Source organism: Paenibacillus sp. JJ1722 (assembly GCF_048282685.1).
Classification (GTDB): Bacteria; Bacillota; Bacilli; order Paenibacillales; family Paenibacillaceae; genus Paenibacillus; species Paenibacillus polymyxa_B.
This window is the reverse complement of sequence record NZ_CP182500.1, coordinates 4,120,081-4,136,235: the sequence shown is the minus strand read 5'-3', so window position 1 is coordinate 4,136,235 and position 16,155 is coordinate 4,120,081. Positions and strand designations below refer to the sequence as shown.

The 16,155-nt window shown below is 47.7% G+C and carries 18 protein-coding genes and 1 other annotated feature; of the genes, 16 read left to right on the top strand and 2 right to left on the bottom strand.

Annotation, left to right across the window (positions count from 1 at the left end; translation table 11 throughout):
• Positions 1-253: 253 nt before the first annotated feature.
• A complete protein-coding gene (locus ACM1ND_RS18305) occupies positions 254-970 on the top strand; it encodes a metal-dependent hydrolase (RefSeq protein ID WP_069080368.1) in 717 nt (238 codons plus the stop codon).
• Positions 971-1,069: 99 nt separating this feature from the next.
• Here the strand turns inward: ACM1ND_RS18305 and ACM1ND_RS18300 are convergent, their stop codons facing one another.
• Positions 1,070-2,149 carry a M42 family metallopeptidase gene (locus ACM1ND_RS18300; RefSeq protein WP_023989539.1) on the bottom strand — a complete coding sequence of 360 codons (1,080 nt, stop codon included), beginning with the start codon at positions 2,147-2,149 and terminating at the stop codon, positions 1,070-1,072.
• A 185-nt stretch (positions 2,150-2,334) separates the two neighbouring features.
• On the opposite strand from ACM1ND_RS18300, the gene spoVAC reads away from it, so the two are divergent.
• The 15 genes from spoVAC to ACM1ND_RS18225 all read left to right on the top strand — a co-directional run bounded on the left by spoVAC (position 2,335) and on the right by ACM1ND_RS18225 (position 15,229).
• Positions 2,335-2,841 carry a stage V sporulation protein AC gene (gene spoVAC / locus ACM1ND_RS18295; protein WP_023989538.1) on the top strand — a complete coding sequence of 169 codons (507 nt, stop codon included), beginning with the start codon at positions 2,335-2,337 and terminating at the stop codon, positions 2,839-2,841.
• Entirely contained in the window at positions 2,838-3,860 is a 1,023-nt protein-coding gene (spoVAD, locus tag ACM1ND_RS18290) for a stage V sporulation protein AD (protein ID WP_023989537.1), read from the top strand. The genes spoVAC and spoVAD overlap by 4 nt, the downstream gene beginning before the upstream one ends.
• The gene (gene spoVAE / locus ACM1ND_RS18285; protein ID WP_013311204.1) at positions 3,857-4,213 is read left to right on the top strand and encodes a stage V sporulation protein AE; all 357 of its coding nucleotides are present in this window, start codon (positions 3,857-3,859) and stop codon (positions 4,211-4,213) included. Before spoVAD ends, spoVAE begins: the two co-directional genes overlap by 4 nt.
• Positions 4,214-4,426: 213 nt before the next feature.
• Positions 4,427-5,386 carry an AAA family ATPase gene (locus tag ACM1ND_RS18280; RefSeq protein WP_418026424.1) on the top strand — a complete coding sequence of 320 codons (960 nt, stop codon included), beginning with the start codon at positions 4,427-4,429 and terminating at the stop codon, positions 5,384-5,386.
• Between the two features lie 3 nt (positions 5,387-5,389).
• A complete protein-coding gene (locus ACM1ND_RS18275; RefSeq protein ID WP_076158626.1) occupies positions 5,390-6,637 on the top strand; it encodes a DUF58 domain-containing protein in 1,248 nt (415 codons plus the stop codon).
• On the top strand, positions 6,634-8,880 hold the full coding sequence (locus ACM1ND_RS18270) for a transglutaminase TgpA family protein (RefSeq protein ID WP_418026422.1): 2,247 nt from the start codon (positions 6,634-6,636) through the stop codon (positions 8,878-8,880). The genes ACM1ND_RS18275 and ACM1ND_RS18270 overlap by 4 nt, the downstream gene beginning before the upstream one ends.
• Before the next feature lie 144 nt (positions 8,881-9,024).
• A complete protein-coding gene (locus ACM1ND_RS18265; RefSeq protein ID WP_013311200.1) occupies positions 9,025-9,555 on the top strand; it encodes a YqeG family HAD IIIA-type phosphatase in 531 nt (176 codons plus the stop codon).
• Positions 9,548-10,675, top strand: coding sequence for a ribosome biogenesis GTPase YqeH (gene yqeH, locus ACM1ND_RS18260; protein ID WP_028540435.1), 1,128 nt, complete (start codon positions 9,548-9,550; stop codon positions 10,673-10,675). The genes ACM1ND_RS18265 and yqeH overlap by 8 nt, the downstream gene beginning before the upstream one ends.
• A 105-nt stretch (positions 10,676-10,780) precedes the next feature.
• Positions 10,781-11,650: a shikimate dehydrogenase gene (gene aroE, locus ACM1ND_RS18255; RefSeq protein WP_160790768.1), complete on the top strand. Its 870-nt coding sequence runs from the start codon at positions 10,781-10,783 to the stop codon at positions 11,648-11,650.
• 68 nt (positions 11,651-11,718) lie between these two features.
• Complete coding sequence (yhbY, locus tag ACM1ND_RS18250) at positions 11,719-12,015, top strand: ribosome assembly RNA-binding protein YhbY (RefSeq protein WP_013311197.1); 297 nt, start codon at positions 11,719-11,721, stop codon at positions 12,013-12,015.
• 17 nt (positions 12,016-12,032) lie between these two features.
• Positions 12,033-12,623 carry a nicotinate-nucleotide adenylyltransferase gene (gene nadD / locus ACM1ND_RS18245; RefSeq protein ID WP_013311196.1) on the top strand — a complete coding sequence of 197 codons (591 nt, stop codon included), beginning with the start codon at positions 12,033-12,035 and terminating at the stop codon, positions 12,621-12,623.
• The gene (gene yqeK / locus ACM1ND_RS18240) at positions 12,607-13,203 is read left to right on the top strand and encodes a bis(5'-nucleosyl)-tetraphosphatase (symmetrical) YqeK (RefSeq protein ID WP_023989530.1); all 597 of its coding nucleotides are present in this window, start codon (positions 12,607-12,609) and stop codon (positions 13,201-13,203) included. Before nadD ends, yqeK begins: the two co-directional genes overlap by 17 nt.
• Positions 13,200-13,547, top strand: coding sequence for a ribosome silencing factor (gene rsfS / locus ACM1ND_RS18235; protein ID WP_013311194.1), 348 nt, complete (start codon positions 13,200-13,202; stop codon positions 13,545-13,547). Before yqeK ends, rsfS begins: the two co-directional genes overlap by 4 nt.
• Positions 13,544-14,452 carry a S1 RNA-binding domain-containing protein gene (locus ACM1ND_RS18230; RefSeq protein ID WP_076293525.1) on the top strand — a complete coding sequence of 303 codons (909 nt, stop codon included), beginning with the start codon at positions 13,544-13,546 and terminating at the stop codon, positions 14,450-14,452. Before rsfS ends, ACM1ND_RS18230 begins: the two co-directional genes overlap by 4 nt.
• A gap of 3 nt (positions 14,453-14,455) precedes the next feature.
• A complete protein-coding gene (locus ACM1ND_RS18225; RefSeq protein ID WP_418026419.1) occupies positions 14,456-15,229 on the top strand; it encodes a class I SAM-dependent DNA methyltransferase in 774 nt (257 codons plus the stop codon).
• A gap of 72 nt (positions 15,230-15,301) precedes the next feature.
• On the opposite strand, the gene ACM1ND_RS18220 is transcribed toward ACM1ND_RS18225, so the two are convergent.
• Positions 15,302-15,691, bottom strand: coding sequence for a tautomerase family protein (locus tag ACM1ND_RS18220; protein ID WP_023989527.1), 390 nt, complete (start codon positions 15,689-15,691; stop codon positions 15,302-15,304).
• A gap of 184 nt (positions 15,692-15,875) precedes the next feature.
• Positions 15,876-16,133: a binding site (T-box leader), on the top strand.
• Positions 16,134-16,155: the final 22 nt, after the last annotated feature.

The window sequence follows — 16,155 nt, the reverse complement described above, 5'->3', positions numbered from 1 at the left end:
AAGGTTTGCAGGGCAGCCGCGATAAGGTCAGGAAGATGTAGCCTTATAACAGAGGGCAGGGCTGACTGGAGAGTAAGCACAGAGGAGGGGTTTAATAATGGGGACGAAACTAGGACTTTTGAATGAAGTCTTTTAAATAGAATAAGCGAACTATTGTTCTCCTTTTGTTTGTCGTATACAATCGAATCATGCTGATTCAAATGGAGTGATGTTGAACTCTGTTGTATGCTGCAACGAAAGGATGTTTTGCACCATGATGGGAAGAGCCCATTTGATTATTGGAACCGGGGTCTCCCTGTCGGTATTAGCTCTAAGTGGATACGAAGTGACCCCGGCTGCCGTGGCAGCTGCTGTGGTCGGTTCACTGTTGCCGGATATTGACGAGCCTAACTCCATGCTCGTGAGCCGAGCGCTACCAACCAAAATGCTTAGGCTCGTACAGCTTCTAATGATTGGGGCTGCTGGTTGGGTGTTTTTCACCCGTTTGGCTCCACCGCCATGGAATCTTGTGTTGGCTTTGCTGATGATCAGTGCTTCTTTTATGCCTTCACGATCCATGCGCAAGGTTATTATCTTTTTAATTGGTATCGGCCTAGCCTGGTATGGAGAATCATATGCACCTTGGAATTATATCGCCGGGTGTCTGCTGATCATTTGTACGTTAGTCCCACACCGGGGGCTGACACATACGGTATACGGAACCGTCGCATGGACTGCGCTGCTTTATGGTACGACACGTTTGCACGGTGACAGCATATGGTTGGCTGGAGGTATGGCGTACTTGCTGCATTTACTGGCAGATTCCTTGACGAATAATGGAATTAAACCTTTGCCGCCGTTTAAATGGAAGCTGCGATTTAAATTGATGAGTACTGGAACCCGGAAGGGAGCTAAGGTAGAAAACGTCTGCGTTGCTTTAACTGCTGTACTTGTAGTGATTGCTTTGCTTCGTTATAAGCATTTGATTTGATATGTTCTATCTTTTGTTTCTATTAAATTAAAAAAACAGTCAATGCACGTTGTACGTGTCTTGACTGTTTTTTTATAGATTGCGATTCTCTGTTACACCTTAGGCTCGTTCAATAATGGTATTCAGCGTTGTACGATCCAGATTTTGAACCAGCTTGATGATCAGCTCTTTGGCTGCATCATAATCATCAGTGTGAATAATGGACGAGGAAGTATGGATGTATCGTCCACAGATGCCTATGACGGTGGATGGCACGCCAATTCCGCTCAAGTGCACTTGACCTGCATCGGTTCCCCCTGTGGAGATGAAATATTGATACTTGATTTTGTGAGTTTCCGCCATGTCTTGCACGTATTCCACAATCCCGCGATGTGTAATCATACCCGGATCAAATACCCGCAGCAGTGCGCCTTTACCGAGGTGCCCGTAAGCATTCGGGTCGCCGCCCATATCGTTAGCCGCACTGCAATCCAGTGCAAAGAATATATCCGGCTGAATCAGATTGGCCGCTGTGCGTGCACCACGCAGTCCCACTTCCTCTTGAACAGTGGCCCCCGCATACAATGTATTGGGAAGCTTTTCTTTTTCTTTATGTAACGCTTCAAGTAGTTCAATAGCCAAGCCTACACCGTAGCGGTTATCCCACGCTTTAGCCATGATTTTTTTAGGATTTGCCAGTGGGGTGAAATCACAGATCGGCGCAATGGCCGTTCCTGGTACGATCCCCAGATCTTGCGCTTCTTGTCTGCTGTCTACGCCGATATCCAGATACATATGCTTGATGTCCATAGGTTTGCTGCGTTGCGATTCATCCAGCAAATGAGGCGAGACAGAGCCAACTACACCGATAACTGGGCCTTTTGGAGTTAATACTTGAAGACGTTGTGACATAATGGCTTGGCTCCACCAGCCTCCAACCGGCTGAAAACGAATCATTCCATTTTCCGTAATACCATTCACGATAAAACCGACTTCATCCAGATGGCCTGCCACCATTACTCGTGGTCCACTTTCTTGACCGCGTAGCACCCCAAAAAGACTCCCCAATCGATCTTGCACGATTTCATCGGTATAACCGGATATCCGTTCCTTAACCCATGCCCGCAACTCACGCTCATGTCCAGGAATGGAAGGAAACTCCGTTAAGGTTTTAAACAATTCCAATGTTTTTGATTCCATGATGTATACCTCACTCCTTATTAATTAACCAGTGGTCGTCATGTATTCAGTATGAATGGATTTGTATCGAATGTCCACGATATCATTTTCCTGACATAACATTTCTCCAAAAAGCTCATAATGAAAAAGACCCAAGCAATTCGAACCGCCAAGCGCGAAAACTTACAGACAAGGGGTGGTGAATGATGCCAGCTAAATCAGGGCAGCGCGGTTTTCGTACCAATACGTCGCCGCTGTCCATAAATGAGAAGGACTATCAGAATATCTCACAAAAGCATGAACCCTCGAGGAAAGTATTTGCCAATTGTGTGCGCGCTTTTCTGGTTGGAGGCGGGATATGTGTGATTGGACAGGCGATTCAAGAGGCTTTTATGGCAGGAATGCACATATCAGCCAAGGAGGCCGCCCCGCCAACCTCATCCATGATGATCTTGCTGGCGGTCATATTAACCTGTATCGGGGTTTACGATAAGGTTGCCCAATGGGCGGGCGCGGGAACCGCTGTGCCAATTACAGGCTTTGCTAACTCCATGTGTTCGGCTGCATTGGAATATCGTTCTGAGGGACTGGTGCTCGGAGTGGGCGCGAATATGTTCAAGCTGGCAGGCTCAGTTATCGTATTCGGGGTGGTGGCCGCATTTATCGTAGGCGTTATATATGCCATCCTTGGTGTGGGAGGCAATCACTTATGAGAAGACAGGGAGGACAAACCTGGAAGTTTGAATCAAGACCGCGCATCATTGGAAGTGCCACCGTTGTGGGCCCGGATGAAGGAGAGGGACCGTTATCCACAGATTTTGATTATATTTATGACAATATAGAAATCAACGAGAAAACGTGGGAAAAAGCGGAACGTAGATTGATTGAGCATTCTACAGAGCTGGCGCTAATTAATGCCAATTTGAACAAAGAAGAAGTACAGTTTTTTATTAGTGGTGATCTGATGAATCAGATTATCAGTAGCTCCTTCTCGGCTAGCAAGCTGGCCATTCCCTATTTGGGTGTTTTTGGAGCCTGCTCAACATCAATGGAAAGCTTAGCCTTAGCCGCACTTATTGTGGACTCAGAGGCCGGTGACTACGTGATGGCGGGTACGACCAGCCATAACTGTACTGTAGAAAAACAATTCCGCTATCCTAATGAATACGGATCACAGAAGCCCCCTACGGCTCAGTATACTGTTACCGGTTCCGGCGCCGCAATTGTAGGACATGCCAAGTCAGGGACGGTGGTGGATTGTGCTACCATTGGACGTGTAATGGATATGGGCATTAAAGACCCCTTTAATATGGGCGGAGCCATGGCTCCAGCGGCTGCGGATACGCTGTTGTCTCATTTTCGAGATACTGGCCGTGACCCTGGTTACTATGATCTCATTGTAACGGGCGATTTAGCCTCAGTGGGGCTACCGATTGCCAAGGAGCTGCTCAAAAAAGATGGATTCGATATGAATCAGACGGAATTTAATGATTGCGGTTTACTGATTTACGATATCAATAAGCAAAAGAAAGTCATTGCAGGAGGCAGTGGTTGTGGCTGCTCGGCTGTTGTAACCTACGGGCATTTGTTGAAGCGGATCGAAAAAGGAGAGCTGCAAAAGGTACTGGTCGTGGCGACCGGAGCGTTATTATCTCCTTTGACTACACAGCAGGGTGAAAGCATTCCTTGTGTTGCACATGCTGTAGCTTTTGAAGCGGGAGGAACGGTATGATATTTCTATGGGCTTTTTTAGTGGGTGGTGCCATTTGTGTCGTAGGCCAGTTGATGATGGATGTGTTCAAAATGACGCCGGCACATACGATGAGTACGTTGGTAGTTGCAGGTGCAATTGCTGATGCTGTTGGGATATACGATCCGCTTATTAAATTTGCAGGGGCGGGTGCGACCATTCCAATTACCAGTTTTGGTAACTCACTTGTACACGGCGCATTAACGGAATTGGAGAAGGACGGATGGTTGGGTGTCATTACAGGGATCTTTAGTCTGACAAGTGCAGGAATTTCCTCTGCGATTATTTTCTCTTTTCTGGCATGCTTGTTTGTTCGTCCAAAAGGAAGCATATAGAAGCAGCGTACTTTAGAAATGACATAAAAATAAATGATTATATACATGTGCCCTTCGGATCTAATGACCGAAGGGTTTTTAATTGTTCTGCACATGAAAGATCGAAAGAAGGATGGAGTTTGAATAATACGGGCAGGGGGTTAAGTGTACTCTGTGCCCGCCTTCATGTACAATAATAGGAAACATGTTGCTATCTAGGAGGTTTACAGAGCTATGCCCGTACGTCAAGAATCTGTGCAGATTGTATCTGCAATCCGTTCTAATCTGGAATCATGTATATTAGGTAAATCCTTTGAAATAAAATTACTGCTTACGGCTATGCTGGCGGGGGGACACATTCTGATCGAGGACGTTCCGGGTACGGGGAAAACGCAAATGATCAAGGCGCTTGCCAAATCCATGCGCGGTGATTACCGCCGTGTTCAATGTAATCCTGATATTCTCCCGAGTGATATTACAGGGGTATCCATATTTCATCCACGGGATGAGCGTTTTTATTTCCGTCCGGGTCCTGTGATGACTAATATTTTGCTGGCGGACGAAATTAACCGAGCGACGACGAAAACCCAGTCGGCTCTGCTGGAGGTTATGGAGGAACGCAGTGTGACAGTGGATGGGGACACTCATATGTTGCCTCATCCTTTTATGCTGTGTGCGACACAAAATCCGATTGATTTTGAAGGCACTTATATGCTGCCGGAAGCACAGTTAGATCGTTTTATGCTCAAAATCAGCTTGGGTTATCCTGACATGGAGACGGAGCGAAACATGCTGCTTCATCATCAGGCAGGCCAGCCAGCAGACCGTCTGGAGGCTGTAGCTCATATGGAGCAGGTTGCTGACATCCAGCAGGAAATTAGAGGAATTTATATGGACGAAGCAGTGACGTCCTATTTACTTGATATCGTGCGTGCGACAAGAGAACATCCATCCGTGCTGCTGGGAGCTAGCCCCCGGGCGGCGCTTGCTTTTGTAATGGCTACGAAGGCATACGCTTTTCTGGACAACCGTGACTATGTGCTGCCTGATGATGTCAAGGCGCTGGCACCTTATGTGCTAACGCATCGTTTATTGCTGCGTCCCGAGGCGCGTCTGGACAGTTCCAATGCCCAGTCCGTGCTCCAAGCTGTCCTTCGGCAGGTTCATGTACCCGTACGAATGGAGCGTCCTTAGGGAATGAATATGGTCAAAAGGAAGCGCAGGCTTCCCCGGCTGTCAGGCCGCATCTGGCTTCTGGTGGTCATATGGGTGGTGTGCCTGCTATATTTGTTGTTTCAGGGCGGCAAGACGTCGGTCATGCTGTTGTCTATGGTTACGCTGTTAATCGTTTATTTATGGATCGTTGGTCTGAGCGGAGTTCGCCGTGTGCAAGGCTCCCGGCAGCTTTCGCAAGGCTCGGAGTTTGGAGAACTGCTGCATGCGGGAGATCAGGTGCATGTAAAGCTGAGCCTCAGCATTCCTGGTTTTCTTCCGTTACCCTATGTCATTGTCCGTGAGGTCCTCAAGCGGCATACAGGTGAATCCTGGTCGTTTGAGGACAGTGTCATTCCCAGTCTAAAAGGGGGCGGTCAGCTTACATTTCAGACTCCCGCTTTAGAGCGAGGAAGCTACCACTTTGAGGAAACTGAATGTGTGAGTGAGGACATCTTCGGTCTGTTAGAGCACAAAGGCAGCTTGAACGCACGCGGTGAATTTCGGGTGCTGCCCCGAACGGTATTCATTCCGTATTGGCAGATGAATGACCGTCGCTCAAGGATGTCTGGACCGCAGACCGTTCAAACTCGAACGCGGCGTGAGACGACACAAATTAACGGTGTACGGGACTATGTATATGGAGATCGGTTTTCGCGCATCCATTGGAATGCGACGGCTCGTACAGGTAGCTGGAAATCCAAGGAATTTGAGCATGAGACCGTTCCAAAAACGATGCTTGTGCTGGACGTACACATGAAGCATTATGTAAACGCCGAACAGTTTGAGCTAGCTGTATCCTCTACCGCTTCATTGCTGGAATATGGTGGACGGGAGCGAATGGGGGTTGGATTGTGCACAGCTGGAGAAAAAGGCACTGTCTTTCAGCCAAGTGAGCAGACAATGGAACGACAACGAATGATGCATCACTTGGTAGACATACACACAACTTCACAAGGTAGCTTGAAATCCGCTGTAGAAAGCAGTGTGCGCCAGTTTCCGCAAGGCTGTTATTTTATACTGATTAGTCCGCTGAATGATTATCAGGCGATGGAGCTTCTTCGTTGGGCCGATACCCGAGGGATGACTCCGTGCCATGTCTATATCGGAGAAGGTTCTGCTGAGGGAGAAGCTGAAAAATGGATGAGCATGCTTCGTGCAAGGGGAATCAAGGGCTACGATGTTGAGAGCCTTGAAGAGCTCCCGGCTGTAATGGGGGGAGGGACACTATGAAGAGCTGGTTACAATCGTTAAAGGGTTCCTGGGCCCCCGCTTTTACATTTTTATGGATTATTATTATTGCCATGCAATGGGTTTCTTTTGCTTCCGAATTATGGCTGGAAGAGACAAGAGCACTTGTACTGATGACCATTACAATGCTGGCTCTGGTGAAGATTGTACTACCATTTCGTCCTTGGATTGAATTTATTGTTAAGGCGGCGGCGCTGTTTTTTATTTTGTATCGGACATTGGTGTCTTACTCCATCATTATCCCCTTCGGAGGGGTAGCCAATCGCCTGGACCAATTTATATCCAATATGTCTCCTTATATTTGGTTTTCCCTCATCGCTTGGCTAGTTATTGAAATGGTGCCGCTCATCGTTACAACGAAACAGCGGATTCTTGTTTTTGTGGGTATTAATATCGCCGCGCTGGCAGTGCTTGATTCCTTTACGCCAACTGTGCTGTGGGAGGAGGTTGCCTGGATCGTCTTTGCTGGTATGGGTTGGCTAGTGACACAGCATCTGCAGTATTTTCGGCAGCATTATCCTCAAGGGTGGAAGCATATTCGACGCTATCCATATAAAATAGCAGCCAATATTGCGGTCATTTTTGCGCTCATTATTATGGCTGGTGTCAATATGCCCGAGGTACAGCCAGCTTTGACGGATCCCTATACAGCGTGGACCCAGAGAAATAGCTCAACCACCGCCGGGATTAGCAATGGATCTGGGGCACTGAATCAGCGGATGAACACCGCATCAGGTTATAGTCGCCAGGATAATCGGTTAGGTGGAGGTTTTAATTTTGATTATTCTCCTGTCATGACCATCACGACCACTCAACGAAGCTATTGGCGGGGGGAAACGAAACGAACCTATTCCGGTACAGGCTGGAGTGACGGGGGCAACGATGATCAAACGCTAAATGATGTTCCAATTACCGCAGAGCTTGAAAACACACAAGAAACGCGGCATTCGACTGAGCAGGTCGTTCAGACCATTACGATGCAAAATGACCAGAGCTATCCTGTTCTGTTTGGCGCCTATTCGGTGCAGCGTGTTCAATCGGTGGACAGAGATTCACGGGCAGATGGGTTACATTGGAACCCGGAACAGGCGGAACTGCTTTGGAATCCATCCTCCCGAAGAACTGCTTATCCTAAAACGTATACTCTGGTATCACATGTCCCTGTGATCCCTGAGAAAGAGCTACGCACAAAAACTTTTAATGAGTTGTACGGAAAAAACAAACAGGATGCCTATCTACAAATTCCAGATGAGTTGCCACAGCGGGTTCGTGATTTGGCTCAGAACGTAACGTCAACGGCGAAAACGCCGTATGAAAAAGTCGGATTACTACAGCAGTATTTGCAGCAAAATTATGCATATACGAACAACCCGGACCTCTCACGGAAAAGAAGCAGAGATTTTGTGGATGCCTTTCTGTTTGAGATTCGGGAGGGCTATTGCGATTATTATTCCACCTCATTAGTCATGATGGCTCGCTCTGTTGGGGTTCCAGCCCGTTGGGTTAAAGGGTATGCACCTGGTCAGCAGACGTTTTCAGATGATGCAACAACGGGCGAAGGTGATGAAAATATGTCCTCTTACTCCGTGACAAATGCGGATGCTCATTCCTGGGCGGAAGTATATTTAGGTGAATACGGTTGGGTTCCTGTAGAAGCTACGCCTGGCTTTGATATGCCGCTGCTTACGGAACAGGAGGATTCAAAGACTCCAGAAGCCCCAGAGGTTAAAGATCAGCCTGAACCAGAACAGCCTGAGCAGAACCCGCAGACTGATCCGGAGGAAGGTTCAAAGATTCATCCTGTAATCATAGGTTCTGCTGCTGCAATTCTGCTGCTGTGGGCTGCTTATATCGTCTGGCGTAATCGGGCAGACATTCACTTTTACCTGCTGCGTTTACGCAGAGGTAAGCCGCTGACCCCGGATGAAAAGGTGGTCGTGGAAACTGAGCACTGGTTAAGGTACATGCGAAGAAAGGGATTTGTCCGCGCCAGTCACGAGACGCTAAGGGAATCAGTTGATAGATGGTCGCTAGAAGTACCGGAACAAGCTTCTATTTTACATCAGCTGCTTGGACGATTTGAACAAGCGCGTTATAGTCCCTCATCCGTAACCGCAGAAGATTGGCATATGGTTCGCCAGCAGGCCTCTCTGTTACACAAAGAAGGATGGATAAAACGATGGGCTGGAAGAAAAGCTGCGACGGATCAGAAGGATCAAGACTAGTCTATTTTTGATTAGGTTCAATTTGCCGTCTATTTTAATCTTTAGCTATATTTAGTGAAAAAGCTGTCCGTTTGTTGCGGATAGCTTTTTACTAAGCCATAGTAATATGGTATAGTTTGTCGTATGAAACTGAGGTGACCGACGTTGTTTGAAATGCTGATGCCCAAATTACGGGTGAATACCGTCTTTGATATTGATCTCGAAGGCTTGTATGCTCAAGGATATCGCGGCATTATTACGGATCTGGATAACACGCTGGTCGGCGCAAAAGCGCCGAATGCGACTCCCGAGCTGGTGGCCTGGTTTGAGAAGGTCAAACAGGCGGGTTTTAAGCTTGTCATCGTGTCTAACAACAATATGGACCGTGTATCCGTGTTTGCTACGCCTTTGGACATTGAATTTATACATGCCGCACGGAAGCCTTCCAACTCGTCTTTTCGTAGAGCCATCCGTATGATGGGGCTGACTCCGGAAGAGACTATTATGGTCGGAGACCAAATGTTGACGGACGTATTGGGAGGCAACCGACTGGGATTGCATACGGTGTTGGTGCTACCGATATCCATTCATGATGAAGGAGTCATGACCCGATTTAATCGGAGGTTGGAGCGAATCGCGCTCACAAGGTTACGTAAGAAAGGCTTATGGCTTGAGGAGGAAAAGAAGAATGACTGAAAGACCTGACGGCGGCACTGCCGTCAAATGTAGTGGTTGCGGTATCACCGTGCAGACCACTAGCCCGGAGCTTCCGGGATATATTCCTGAAAAATTGCTTACTCGCGAACCTGTCATATGTCAGCGTTGCTTCCGGATCAAAAACTATAATGAGACGTCTTCAGTGACGGTGAATCAAGATGAGTTCTTGAAGCTGCTCAGCCAGATTGGGGACAAGGATGCGCTCGTCATCCACATTGTAGATATTTTTGATTTTGAAGGTAGCTTGATTTCCGGTCTGCAACGCTTTGTAGGCTCCAATCCGGTTATACTGGCTGTGAACAAGACCGATTTGCTGCCTAAGGTAACGAATTGGAACAAGGTGCGTAACTGGGTACAAAAGCAAGCGAAGGAGCAAGGACTACGCACAGAAGAAATCGTACTGTGCTCAGCTAAAAAAAATCAGGGCTTTGACCGTCTGTTGGATGTGGTATCTGAGCTCCGTGGTAACCGTGATGTATATGTAGTCGGAGCGACAAATGTGGGTAAATCGACGCTTATTAACCGCTTGATTCGTGATTATAGCGATATGGAGCAGGAACTCACAACGTCCCGTTACCCGGGGACTACACTCGATATGGTGAATATTCCGCTCGACGACGGCAAGCACATTATTGATACTCCGGGTATTGTATACCCTTGGCGATTCAGTGAGATTGTCTCCCGTCAGGACTTGAGTGCTATTATGCCGGACAAGCCGCTGAAGCCTGCTGCGTATCAGCTTGATGCCGGACAAACATTGTTTTTCGGCGGTATGGCCCGATTTGATTTTGTGGAGGGTCAGCACCAATCATTTACCTGCTATATTAACGGTGGTCTTAAAATACATCGCACGAAGCTGGAGCGGGCTGATCAGTTGTTCGCTGATCATGCCGGGGAATTGTTATCTCCGCCAACACGCGATCAATTGGCAGAAATGCCGGAATGGACAAGACATGAGTTCCGCGTTCCACGCAAATCTCCATCGGACATCTACATTTCCGGTTTGGGATGGATCAGAGTGAATAGCGAGAACGGAGCTCTGGTTGCGGTTCATGCTCCTCGGGGAGTCCGTGTGCTTTTGCGGCCTGCGTTGATATAACGTTGCTGTAACCATGTTATAGGGCGGCAAGGAACAGGTACTGGTTCCTGCCGCCATTCATGTATTTGTGCGGCCTAATATTTTGCAATATGGGGGAGAGCAACGATGAACAGCGGGGAGTCTGAAGCGACCGAACAAGGTCTTGTACTATTGGGCGTATTGGGTGATCCGATCAAGCACTCCAAATCGCCTCTTATGCATAAAATAGCTTTACAGGCAGCGGGGATTGAAGGAGATTTTGTACCTCTTCATGTCAAACCGGATCAGCTGGAAGATGCCATGAAGGGGATTCGCGCTATGCATTTCCGCGGAGTCAATGTGACGATTCCCCATAAAGTCGAGGTTATGAAATATCTGGATGAGATTGATGAAGGGGCCAGACTCATTGGCGCTGTCAATACGATAGTGAATGACAATGGACGGCTCAAGGGCTATAACACGGACGGAATTGGCTACGTACGTTCCCTCAAAGAAGAGACTTCTGTCGATTTGAAGGGCGCAAGAATTGCTGTTCTTGGAGCCGGAGGGGCTGCTCGTGGCGTAATTCATGCTCTATTGGAAGAGCAACCGGAATCGGTTATTATTTTGAACCGAACACGTGACAAAGCTGAGCAACTGGCATTAGAGTGGACGACGGAGGCGATCCCAGTGAGGGGTTATTCCAACGAGGATGCCAAGAACGTGCTCGCCACAGTGAATGTGTTGATTAACACAACCTCGGTGGGAATGTCCCCTTTATCGGATGAACTTCCACTGGAAACGAGCTTGATTCCGGAGGGAATCATTGTGAGTGATTTGATCTACAATCCGCTGGAAACGAGACTTTTACGGGAAAGCCGTGAACAGCGCGGCTGCACTGTACATGGGGGCTTGGGCATGTTCGTGTACCAGGGGGCTGTGGCTTTTGAGTATTTTACAGGGGTTGTCCCTGCTGTAGAGCAAATGAGAGTGGCTGTGCTGAGTAGCCTGTCGTAAGTAAGATTGTACATTAAAATTATGGAAATGCTGCATTGCATATGTGGCGACGAAGGGGTTAAATATACATGTTAACAGGTAAACAAAAAAGATATTTGCGTTCAATGGCGCATCATTTGGACCCGGTTTTTCAAGTAGGCAAAAACGGTACGAATGAGCATCTTATGCGTCACATCAACGATGCGATTGAAAAGCGTGAGCTGATGAAAGTGCAAATTTTGAACAACTGTTTGGACGACAAACATGAAATTGCGGAAGAACTGGCCGCGGAGACAGGTTCTGAGCTTGTTCAGATCATCGGGAGCACTATTATTTTGTACAAAGAATCCCGTGATCATAAGGAAATCGAGTTGCCTAGAGGATAACACGCGGGGAGAAAATTATGAAAATCGGTATTATGGGTGGTACATTTGACCCAATTCATATTGGACATCTGCTGGCTGGAGAAGCGGCAAGAGATGCCTATGGTCTGGATCAAGTATGGTTTATGCCTTCTCATATTCCTCCGCACAAGCATCAGGCGGGGGCGAGCGGTAAGGAGCGTCTGGAGATGACGAGTGAAGCGGTAGCGGGTCATCCTGCTTTTGAAGTGCTGGATATTGAAGTGCTTCGCGGGGGAGTATCCTATACCATTGACACGATCAAGGAGCTTCAGGAGTTGCACTCTGCTGTGGATTTTTATTTTATTATTGGTGCGGATATGGTGAACTACTTGCCTCATTGGCAGGGAATTGAGGAACTGGCGCAGCGAATTTATTTTATTGGTGTTCGGCGCCCAGGGTTCCAGCTTGCGTTGGATGAGTTGCCGCATTATTTGCAGGACAAGGTACTGCTTGCGGATATGCCAGTGGTGGACATTTCGTCGACGGATATTCGAGAGCGTGCTGCGGAAGGGCGTACCATCCGTTATCTTGTGCCTGATCGTGTGCATGACTATATTACAAGGGGCGGTTTGTATGAAGTACAGCCGTGAGCAATTAATGGAAGCCGTATCTGGTCAAATGCCTGAAAAGCGCTGGAAGCACACACTAGGTGTTATGCATACCTCAGTTGAGCTTGCGCAGCGATATGGAGCAGATCCGGATAAGGCCGAACTGGCGGCTATTTTGCATGATGTAGCGAAATATTGGCCTGTCCAGCAGATGGAAGAGGTGATTCGCAGTCATCCCGAATGTGATCAGGAGCTTTTGGAACATGACAAGCAGCTCTGGCATTCAGAGGTAGGATACTGCGTTGCAGCAAGAGATTACGGAGTGGATGATCCGGAAATAAGGAATGCGATCCGCTGGCATACGTCAGGACGCGTAGGTATGAGCCTGCTGGATAAAGTCGTGTGTCTCGCTGATTACATCGAACCGGGACGGGATTTTCCGGGGGTTGAGCATATCCGTAAACAGGCAAAGAAAAGCTTGGAGCAGGGCCTTATCGCTGGATTTGACTCCACGATTACATTGTTGCTGGAAAAGAAAAAGGTTATTTTTCCACTGACAGTCTTGTCGCGCAATGACTTGATTCAACAACTAAAACAGAGAAAAACGGAGGTTCATGAATGACCCTAACTAATGAGCAATTAATGCAAACAGCGGTTGATGCTGCAAATGATAAAAAGGCAATGAATATTGTCGCACTGGATTTGCGGGGAATATCACTAGTAGCTGATTATTTTGTCATCTGCCACGGTAATTCGGATACACAGGTACAGGCGATTGCAACAGAAATTCGCAAACGCGCTCATGATGAAGGTGTAACCATCAAAGGAATCGAAGGAATGGATTCCGCCCGTTGGGTGCTAATGGATTTGGGGGATGTCGTAGTGCATGTCTTCCATCGCGACGAGCGCGAATACTATAACATTGAACGACTCTGGTCGGATGCTAAGGTTGTGGAAAAGGTATGAGTTTGATCGCCGGTACTTATGTCACCATTATGGTGGATCGTGAGGTATCTCCTTTCGGTTATTTTCTCACTGTTGGTGAGCAGGATGTGCTGCTGCATTATACGGAGCTGACACGTGAAATAGAAGTTGGTGAACGGTTGGAGGTATTTATTTTTCACGATACAGAGGACCGTTTGGCCGCAACTATGAAAAAGCCGTTCTTGTCGTTGGGCGAAATGGCAAAGCTTGAGGTGGCCGATGTGCATCCGCGTTTGGGTTGTTTCCTGGAGATGGGATTGGGTCGTCAGCTTTTGCTGCCGATTCGTGAGTTGCCAGAAAACCGAGATTTGCATCCTCGGGTGGGCGACTACGTGTATGCCATTATGGAGCATGACAAGCAAGGCAGATTGCGAGCTAAGCTGGCAGGGGAACAGGAGCTGGCTCCGTTGTGCTTCCACGCCCCTGATTCGTGGTTAAATACATGGGTGCAGGCGACTGTGTACAAGCCGCTTCAGATGGGCACATTCGTCCTGGTGGACGGAGGTGTGCTTGGTTTTGGCGCGATTGGAATGATTCATTCCTCGGAGCGTAACCGGATGCTTCGCTTGGGCGAAGAGGTCAAGGTACGGGTCACGCTTGTTCGGGAAGACGGTCGGGTCAATCTGGCGATGTCACCACGCAAGGAAGTAGGCCGTGATGAGGATGCGGATCGGCTGATTGCTTTTCTGAAAGAGCGTCCGGGCGGCGGCATGCCTTATTCCGACGCAACACCGCCGGATATTATCAAGCAACGGTTTGGTATCAGTAAATCCGCCTTCAAGCGTGCGATGGGCAAGCTGATGAAGGAAGGACTGGTTACACAAAAGGAAAACTGGACCTACCTGGTGGAGAATATACCTGAACCGAAGGACGGGAATGGGGAATAAAAAATGGCTTCTTACCGGAAGTTTGCCTATGTGTATGATGAGCTGATGCAGGACATGCCGTACCCGGACTGGTTGCGCTTTGCACGGCAGGCTTGGGATCAGTACGGGATGCCGCATACGGTGGCCGAGCTGGGCTGCGGAACGGGTTCGATTACGATTCCCCTAGTCAACTCGGGCTTCGAAGTGGCTGGAATCGACTTATCCTCTGACATGCTGGCAGTAGCCCGCCGCAAAATGGAAACCACTCCACAGGGACAGCGATTGTTTCGTGAGGGAAGCGTTCGCTGGATACAGCAGGATATGAGAGAATGGATTTTGCCCGAGCCTGTGGATTCTGTAATTTCTTTTTGCGATTGTCTGAATTACTTGTTGGAGGAAGAAGATATAATTTCTACTTTTCGCAGAACGCATGCTGGTCTGAAGCCTGGCGGAACCTTCTTGTTCGATGTACATCATCCGCAGACGTTTTTACGTTATGATGAAGAGCAACCATTCGTACTGGATGAACGCTCTATCTCGTATATCTGGACATGTGCGTTGGACACTCCCCGTTGTGAAATTGAGCATCATCTTAGTATCTTTGCGAAAGCAGAACAAGTAGGACGCAATCTATACCAGCGTTTCGAGGAAATACATGTACAACGTGCCTATGACCCAGACTGGATGAAGGCAGAATTGTCCAAAGCGGGTTTTCGTGATGTGAAGGTATATGCGGATTTTGAATGGGTAGAAGCAGAAGATGACGCGGCGAGACTGTTTTATGTTGCTGTAAAATAGCAAGGCTTCATTTAGCGAGTATGGGAAAAGAAAGACGCTTTTCATGATGACATGAAGGGCGTCTTTTTGCACTCATATATTCACTTTATAGCTCAGCTGAAGCTCATCACCCGGTACACCCCGAATGCCCCAGTTCTGTTTGGGTGTTTCAAATATAGTAATCTCAAGATCCTGTGGAGAAATACCCAAAAGATCGTTAATTCTTTGGAATAACAGGTTAATGAGTTGCTTCTTAGCTTCTGTCGTTCTGCCTTCAAAGATACTGATTTCAATAATGGTGTACGCCTCAGAGCGACCATCGGCATATATAAAGTCTTCCTGATCCATAGGAAAAAAACGATGAAACCTCTTGTCAGGAGGATATTTGAACGCATCCACCACAGCAGAATGAATCACCTCTGAAAGTTGCTTTTTGATTGGATTTAGAGTTTCTTTTATTCCGTAAATTTTAATCTGTGCCATTTCTCAGCTCACCTTTCTTATCTCAACTCATCTCAACTTGAAGCGATTTAATTCGAAATCATTATAAAACATTCGTATGCATGTGTCATGAACAATTAGTATGAAGAGGGTCTTTAACACCAAAGGTAGTCCTTATTTGACTTTTTTCGCGGTTTTCAATATAATAGTGCCATTATTAACGGTTAAACAATCGCTGATGAGGAATAGTAGCTTTGTCTGGACATGTAGAGAGCTGGCGGGTGGTGCAAGCCGGTTGACAGTGCAAAGTGAACTCGCCTCGGAGATATGCGTCCAACGCAGGAACGCCCTATACAGGTGCTTGTATCCTGTTATTAACCCGCATCGGATCACCTCCGTTATCAGGTGCAAAGGGAGTAGAACGCGAAGAACGCTTTCTGCTAACTAGGGTGGTACCACGGGAATATAACCTCTCGTCCCTAGCGCTGACACGCTACGGGATGCAG